The sequence below is a fragment of the Candidatus Poribacteria bacterium genome (assembly GCA_016866785.1).
Lineage (GTDB): Bacteria > Poribacteria > WGA-4E.
The window spans coordinates 1-7,231 of the sequence record VGLH01000164.1 but is presented as its reverse complement, the minus strand read 5'-3'; the positions used below and the strand labels follow the sequence as shown (position 1 = coordinate 7,231).

The 7,231-nt window shown below is 63.6% G+C and carries 6 protein-coding genes; 2 read left to right on the top strand and 4 right to left on the bottom strand.

The window, feature by feature from the left end; translation table 11 throughout:
- Positions 1-326 precede the first annotated feature (326 nt).
- From FJZ36_17070 to FJZ36_17055, 4 genes are all read right to left on the bottom strand, one after another.
- A complete protein-coding gene (locus tag FJZ36_17070) occupies positions 327-1,166 on the bottom strand; it encodes a hypothetical protein (protein MBM3216611.1) in 840 nt (279 codons plus the stop codon).
- Between the two features lie 78 nt (positions 1,167-1,244).
- Complete coding sequence (locus FJZ36_17065; GenBank protein ID MBM3216610.1) at positions 1,245-2,444, bottom strand: divalent metal cation transporter; 1,200 nt, start codon at positions 2,442-2,444, stop codon at positions 1,245-1,247.
- Positions 2,445-2,538: 94 nt separating this feature from the next.
- Positions 2,539-3,327, bottom strand: a complete 789-nt coding sequence (locus FJZ36_17060) for a 2-dehydro-3-deoxyglucarate aldolase (GenBank protein ID MBM3216609.1) — start codon at positions 3,325-3,327, stop codon at positions 2,539-2,541.
- Positions 3,328-3,346: 19 nt separating this feature from the next.
- Entirely contained in the window at positions 3,347-4,696 is a 1,350-nt protein-coding gene (locus FJZ36_17055) for a (Fe-S)-binding protein (protein MBM3216608.1), read from the bottom strand.
- A 429-nt stretch (positions 4,697-5,125) separates the two neighbouring features.
- Here FJZ36_17055 and FJZ36_17050 point away from each other — a divergent pair, with 429 nt between their 5' ends.
- Together FJZ36_17050 and FJZ36_17045 are read left to right on the top strand one after the other, a co-directional pair.
- Positions 5,126-5,497 carry a response regulator gene (locus FJZ36_17050; protein MBM3216607.1) on the top strand — a complete coding sequence of 124 codons (372 nt, stop codon included), beginning with the start codon at positions 5,126-5,128 and terminating at the stop codon, positions 5,495-5,497.
- Between the two features lie 168 nt (positions 5,498-5,665).
- Positions 5,666-7,108: a CHASE2 domain-containing protein gene (locus FJZ36_17045; protein MBM3216606.1), complete on the top strand. Its 1,443-nt coding sequence runs from the start codon at positions 5,666-5,668 to the stop codon at positions 7,106-7,108.
- Positions 7,109-7,231: the final 123 nt, after the last annotated feature.

Here is a 7,231-nt window from a genome sequence, read left to right as displayed (position 1 = left end):
CTGCACGGGTCGAGCCTCCTGCCGATCCTGCGCGGCGAGGCGTCATCCGTCCGCGACTTCGCCTACACGGGACACCACGAACAGCAGTGGGCGATCCGCAACCACATCTGGACGCTGCTGCTCGGAGTGAGAGAAGGGGCGAACCGACTGGCGGAGCGCGAGCTCTACGAGCGGCGGAACGATCCAAGCGAGCAGGAGAACCGGGCAGAAGACCTGCCTGAAGTCGTCGATATGCTGGAGCTGCAGCTTTTTCGCTGGGCGAGGAGCCTGGCTTAGCGACGCGCCATGCACCGTTCCCATATGTTGCGCGTGAGCGATCCGGTGCGTTAGCCTCGTGCGTCGCCCTCGTCCGCGTAGCAGAGCCTGGCCGGCAGAACGTCCTGGCCTACGTCGGATGACGCGTAGACGTTGAAGACGTCATACTCTTGCCCATGCTTGTCCACGAGTTTGCCTGATTCTGTATTGGGGTCGCGGATGCGACGAAGTGTCAGGACCTGACCGTCAGACAGTAGAAGGCAGTCATAGGGAACACCTCTATCGTCGCAGTACCGCCTCAGGCCATCGTCCTCTGAGAACGCGTACTTGTCCTTACTGCAATCACGGTGTGTGCTACGGCCGTTACCGATCCCTTCCTTCGCGTCGCTCTCCAGTTCGGCAGTTGCTCTTTCTGACGCCAGGAAATGACAACCGTGATCTGAGAAATCAACGATGCGACGCGCGATCACTATGTCGTGACCCTCAACGTTCGCCCTGCCTGTCGTGTCTGTACGCGGTCGGTACCGTCCCGTGTGAAGGCCCGCTCTGATGTGCTGCCCGGCGTCCTTCCCTTGCCATCTCCAGCACGCCAGATACTTGTAGAGGTGGATCGCGAGCGCCGTTGCCAGCCAGCACCTCCCCACATAGGTCACCAGGAACCCGTCGCCGGTGGGCACAAAGATCGGTAAGGAGTTGCCTCGCCAGTTGATGTGGCGCATGAATCTGCTAACTTCTGATTCCACTGCTTCCACGAGTCCGCGAGCCGTAGCCAGTGGCAGCTTGGAGAAGCCCACGATGTCGACATACAGGATGGCACCTGCAGCGGGACCACAGTCGGCCCCTGACTCCTCCTCCAGAGCGGCTTTATCGACTCTTACCGGGTCTCTCGTGCCATCGCGCCAGCGCTCCATACACCAACTCCTTCTGGAGCAGGTCAGCCTACGCGGCCGTCGCGAGGGCCCACTCGATGTAGGTTCCGCCTAGGCGTGTCATGCCCCGGACTTCGGGATCGCTCCCGTGAGCTGCAGGATGCCCGTCACGGCGAAGAACACCAGCGTGACGACGAGCAGGACGTTGATCCACCATCGGTTCTGGAAGGGAGCCCCGACCCAGCCAGTACGGTTGTTCATCAGCAGGAGCGTGAGCGCCAGGAACGGCATGAACATCGCGCCCATGACCGCGTAGGCGAGCTGGATCTGCTTGACGGAGAGCCACAACAGGACCAGAGGCACGACCGCGATGGCGACGAGGAAACCCTGATACGACCGGGTTCGTGCGAGGTCCTCCGGCGGCGGCTCGGCTTTGCCCGTCGCCAGGAAGTCGGCAAACAGGTAGGGAGCGCTCTGCCACACGCCGAGCAGGCTCGAGAACACGGCTCCCCAAAAGCCGACTAGGAAGAACCACCTCGCGCCGGGACCCAGAGCCAGCGCGAGCTGATCTGCGAGCTGCAGCGCGACGTCTCCGCCGGACTTACTCACTTGAATCCGCGACCCGATGAGGATCATCGCCACGCCGAACAGTGACGTGCCCGCGTAGGCGACCGCCAGGTCGAGCCGCGACGCCCGCAGGCCTTCCGATCCCTCCCGACCCGACTCTCGAATCCAGTAGCCATACGACAGCAGCGTGACGGTTCCGCCGACGCCGCCCAGCACGCCCAACGCCCACGGCAGGCTCTCACGCGAGAGCGTCGGCACGAAGATGCCTCGCGCGACGGCTCCCCAGTCCGGTCCGACGAGGAATGCCGTCAGGATGACCGTTACGAACATCATCCCGATGCAGATGGACATCACCTTCTCGAACAGCCGGAAGCCGCCGATCCGTACCAGCGCCAAGCCCACCAGCGAGTGGACGACGCCCCAGATGATGCGCGAAGTCTTCGGGTCGCCCAGGCGCAGAAGACCGTCGCCGGCGACGCCGCACGCGCTCACGAGCGCGCCGCCCACCATCAGCGACCAGAACAGGAAGTAGACGATGAAGGGGAACCGAGCCCACCCACCGAGGCGCGACGACCAGCCTTCGAGCAGCGTCGTGCCGGTCGCCATCTGCCAGCGGGCGATGCCTTCGTTGAGGGTCCACTTGAGCACGCCGCCGGCAATGGGAGCCCAGAGCAGCCCAAGCCCCACGGTCGCACCGGCGAGGCTTGCCGTCAGCAGGTCGCCTGCTCCGACGCCGGTCGCAGCGACGAGGATTCCCGGCGCCAGCGTCGCGTACCACGCCGCCCAGGAGCGCCCTCGGCGTTCGTTCGCCATCGAGTCACCTCCCTATCCGCATCGTCGCCGGCGATCAGATGCGCGCGCTGCGCGCTTCAGCGAGCTGAACCTGCCCGTACGCCTTTGCATAGGCGGCGTCGGACGCGATGGCGACGAACTGGAACCCCTGCTCGATCCGCTGCTTCGCGACGCCCCCACTGGGCGTATGGATTCCTACCGCTCGGCGCATCCGCTTCGCCGTGGCGAGCACTTGCTGGATCGCCGCTTCGTGATCCGGCGTCCCGGGCTTGGTTCCCATCGACCAAGCCAGGTCGTTGGGACCGATGAACGCCGCATCGACGCCGGAAACGGACAGTATCTCCTCGGTACGCTGCACCGCTTCGATATGCTCGATCTGCACGATGACGCACGTCTCGTCGTTCGCCCACGTGAAGTAATCGTCGCCGTAGACCATGCACCGTCCGCCGCCGACGGAGCGGATCCCGACGGGCGGGTATTTGGCGGCGGCGACCGCCTGCTTCGCCTCCTCGGCGTTCAGCACCATCGGGACGACGATCCCCATCGCCCCGGCGTCCAGGACGCGCTTGATGAGCGTCACGTCGTTGTTCGCGACGCGTACCATGGGCATCGTCGGGGTCGTGCAGATCGCTTGGAAGCACTGGACCATCGTCTCGAACCCGACCGGGCTGTGCTCCGTATCGACGACGAGCCAATCGAACCCGAGATGCGCCATGTACTCCGCCGAGATGGAGGAGCACAGAGATATCCAACTGCCGACGGCAGGCTTCCCCTCCGCGAGCAGTCGCTTCGTCGTATTGGTCTTCACGCCATTCCCTTCCACAGTGACCGAACCATGTGGCATCGTCTGGCAACCGGACGACTCAGAAGCCTCGTCGGATCGAGTCCGGCTCGACGCCGGTGTAAGCCCAATCCAACAGCTCGATCGGATGCATCACGTGCATTCTGAGGTCCGCCTGGCGGACGCCCTTGCGCAGTTGCAGCAGGCATCCGGGGTTTCCTGTCAGCAGAATGTCCGCCTGGGTGTCCTCGACGAACTTCATCTTGCGCGAGAGGATCTGCTCGGACATGTCGGGTTGCGTGATGTTGTAGATGCCGGCGCTGCCGCAGCACCAATCCGACTCTCGAAGCTCGACCCACTCGATTCCCGGAACGCTCTTGAGCAGAGCTCGCGGCTGCAGGCTGACCTTCTGACCGTGGATGAGGTGGCACGCATCGTCGTAGGTGACTCGCTTGCGAACCGAGTGCGTCGGCGGAACCGTGCCGATCTCGACAAGCCATTCGTGGACGTCGCGCATCTTCGCGCTGAAGGCGGCGGCGCGTTCCGCCCATTCCGGGTCGTGTTCGAAGAGTTCGCCGTACTCCTTCAGGGCGGCGCCGCATCCGGCGGAGTTGATCACGATCGCGTCTAAATCCCCACCGAGGAACACTTCGATGTTCGTCTTGGCGAGCTCCTTTGCCCGATCGCGGACGCCGTTGTGAAGGTGCAGCGCCCCGCAGCATCCTTGCTCGCGCGGCGTTACGACCTCACAACCGTTCCGGGCGAGCACGCGTACTGTCGCCAGATTGATGTCCGCGAACATCGGCTCCATGATGCATCCGGAGATGAAGCCTATGCGGTACCGCCGCTCCCCTTCGGCAGGCGTCACGCGCGTGAGCCGCTTGCGGAACGACGCGCTGGGAATCGGAGGAAGGAACGATTCCATCTCGCCCATTCTGCCGAGCAGTTTCAGCACGCCAGAACCGCGTACCAGCCTCTGCAAACCAGAGCGCTGGTAGAACCTCAGAGCGCCGAACAGGGCCCGAATCCTGCCCTGATGCGGCAGCAGCCCTCCGAACACGCCCGCGATCAGGGCGCGCTGTCCGGTAGAGCGCGTATAGGATTGCTCGAACATCGCGCGCGCCTGTTCCACAAGAACCCCGTACGGCACACCGGAAGGGCAGGCGGATTCGCACGCTCTGCAGTCGAGGCATCGGTAGATATAAGTTTTGAAGTCGTCGTCGAGTCTGGATCGTCCGGACAGGACGGATCGCATCAGGTACAGTCTGCCGCGCGGCGAGTCCATCTCCAGTCCGAGCTCGCGGTAGGTCGGACAAGTCGGCAAGCAGAAGCCGCAATGAGTGCACTTGAGTAGCTTGTCTTCGTCGACGATCCCGACCGCGTGTAGTAGACTCACACGCTTGGATAAGGCAGGGCTGACGGGTTCAGACATCGGCGCTTTGATACCTCACGGATGGGCGAGACGAACTGAGCATACTCGACCCATCCTCCTCCGACAACCGACCAGGGCTGTTTCATGAGCACACCTCGCCTCGCGCTTCTGCACTCCAGGCAACCGGCTGATGCCCACGCGCTGCGGCATCCGTCGACGCGCTGACCCTCTATCGCCGTCGCTCCCGCGTGGGCGGGAGCCCAGAGCCCTGGATTCCCGCTTCCTGGCCCCGCGAAGGCGGGGCTCGCGGGAATGACAGGTAGTGTTGGACCTGCGCAGCAAGCGGCGAGACTCGTTCATGAAACAGCCCTGGACAACCGACCGGACGGCTTTACCGCGGTTTCGCATCTACGGTAGAATAGACATTCACGTCACGGCTCCGCAGAGCTTTGGGCGGGTCGTGGCGAGACGGCGAGGAGATGCCAGCCGATGAGAGTACTTGTGGTCGAGGACGAAAAAGACATCCAGTTCCTGCTGAAGATGGCGCTGGAAGCCAACGGCCGGCACGAGGTCAGCGTTGCCGATAACGGGCTGCGCGGCATTGAGCTGGCTTCGCAGGAGCAACCGGACGTTATCCTCCTCGACGTGATGATGCCTCTGCTCGACGGTTTCGAGACCATCCGACGACTCAGGGCGGACGACACGACTCGGCAGATCCCCGTCATCTTTCTGACGGCAAAAGCCCAGAGCAAGGAGATCGAGCAGGGCTTGGCGCTCGGCGCCATCGGATACCTGACGAAGCCGTTCTACGCGATGACACTCAACGAAGAAATAGAGGCGCTCTTGTCGCGAGCGGAATGAACCATTGACGGGCTCCAGATGGCTCGACTCACGGCAGACGCTGCTGCGCCTCGTCGCGCGCATGGGTTCCGCAACGTGGACATACGTGGTCCTGGTCGTCGTTAGCTCAATCGCGGTACTCCTTGCCGAAACCGTGCTCCACCCCTCGAGCGGGCATCCTATGACCTCGTGTTCCGGCTTCGCGGCAGCCGGTTCTCAGACTCTCCCATCGTCATCGTCGCGGTCGATGCCCGCACCCTTCAGGACCTGGGCGAGCCGCCATGGACTGGCGAATCCTACGCCAAGCTGTTTGAGGCTGTCGCGAGGTGTGAACCTCTGGCGATTGGCTGTCTGCTCCGAATCCCGGAAGCCGCAGCACAGAACATCAGCGCGAACATATCCGATGCCGCCAAGAGACGGCTGAAGTCGACGCTGGTCATCGGACAGCGAGTCCATCCCAACCCGCGCGAGCAATCTGACCTGAACGTAGTCGCGCCGCCCAAGGCACTGCAAGCTCTGGCGCGTAGCGTCGGGGCCATCGGCACCGATCCTGACCCGGATGGCGTCGTGCGTCGACAGCGCCTCGTGTTCGATATCGACGGGACGCTGCAGCCGTCCATAGAGCTGCAGCTCCTCTCCGCCGCCACCGGCACCGACGCGCCGCGCATCCGCGACTGGTCCGTCGACGTCGGAGACCGGGCGATCCGGCTGTCCAGCGAAAGAGGCGTCCTGGTGAACGTCGCGGGCCCGACTCGGACGCTCCCCTACTTGTCCGCGAGCCGGGTACTGGACGGCGAGGTCGCGGCAGACGTGCTCGCTGGCAAGAGCGTCATGATCGGCATGGCGATTCCTGAATTCGAGCGCAGCGTCGTCACATCGTCGACTCGACGCGCGTGGATGCCGGACGTCGAGGTGCACGCCAGCGCACTTTATACAGCGCTCTCCCGCCGCCCGATCTGGCTCATGTTCGGCTGGCTCCGGTTCATCCTCGCGATCGGATACGGAGTCGTCTGCGGCTTGCTGTTCCGCAGGCTCGCTGATCTTCGCCCGTTGGCAGCTTGCCTGGGGTGCGTGGTAGTGTCGACGGCGGTCTGCTACGCCGCGCTCGCCTTCGCCGACATCTACATCCAGGCGGTCACGTATGGAACGGTCACCGTCCTGTCCTACCTGTACGCCGTAGGCGGGGAACTCGCAGCCATCCGCCAGAGCCACGACCGGTCGATGGCAGAGCTGTCCCGCGAGGCGCAGCTCTTCGCCAAGAACCCCGTGGTCGGCACATCGCGTTCGGAGTTCTGGCAAGCGCTTGCCACGCCACTGACCGAGTTCTTCGAGGTCGACAGCATGGCGTTCCTTGAGGCGCATCCTGATCAGCCCTCAGGAGCCTTGACGCTTGTGAGTACGGTTCCCGAGAACGCTCGCCAGACCTTGGCGATGGATGGCTACTCACTATCGGAGCCGCCTTTCAGCACGGCGCTCGAAGCGCCCAAGATCGTCCAGGGGTTCGTCGCCGATCCTACGGTGGACTCGATGGTCGTATCCCTCAAGGGCATGGAGGCGGTCGTTGGATTCTGGGTGCTGAGTCGGCGCGAAGGGAGGCCGTACTTCGAGGTCAACGAAGCCGCCGTGACTTAGCACTACAAACGCAGTTATGGTAGAATCGTCCGTGGAGAGCGGAGGACTCCTTCATGGACGAGAAACGTCGCACGTGGGAAGCGGAACTGATCGAAGTACATCAACGAATTGCGCGGCACTTTC

Coding starts and splice junctions, on each gene's coding strand:
- FJZ36_17070 (MBM3216611.1), bottom strand. CDS start 1,166: ATGGAGCGCTGGCGCGATGGCACGAGAGACCCGGTAAGAGTCGATAAA.
- FJZ36_17060 (MBM3216609.1), bottom strand. CDS start 3,327: ATGCCACATGGTTCGGTCACTGTGGAAGGGAATGGCGTGAAGACCAAT.
- FJZ36_17055 (MBM3216608.1), bottom strand. CDS start 4,696: ATGTCTGAACCCGTCAGCCCTGCCTTATCCAAGCGTGTGAGTCTACTA.
- FJZ36_17050 (MBM3216607.1), top strand. CDS start 5,126: ATGAGAGTACTTGTGGTCGAGGACGAAAAAGACATCCAGTTCCTGCTG.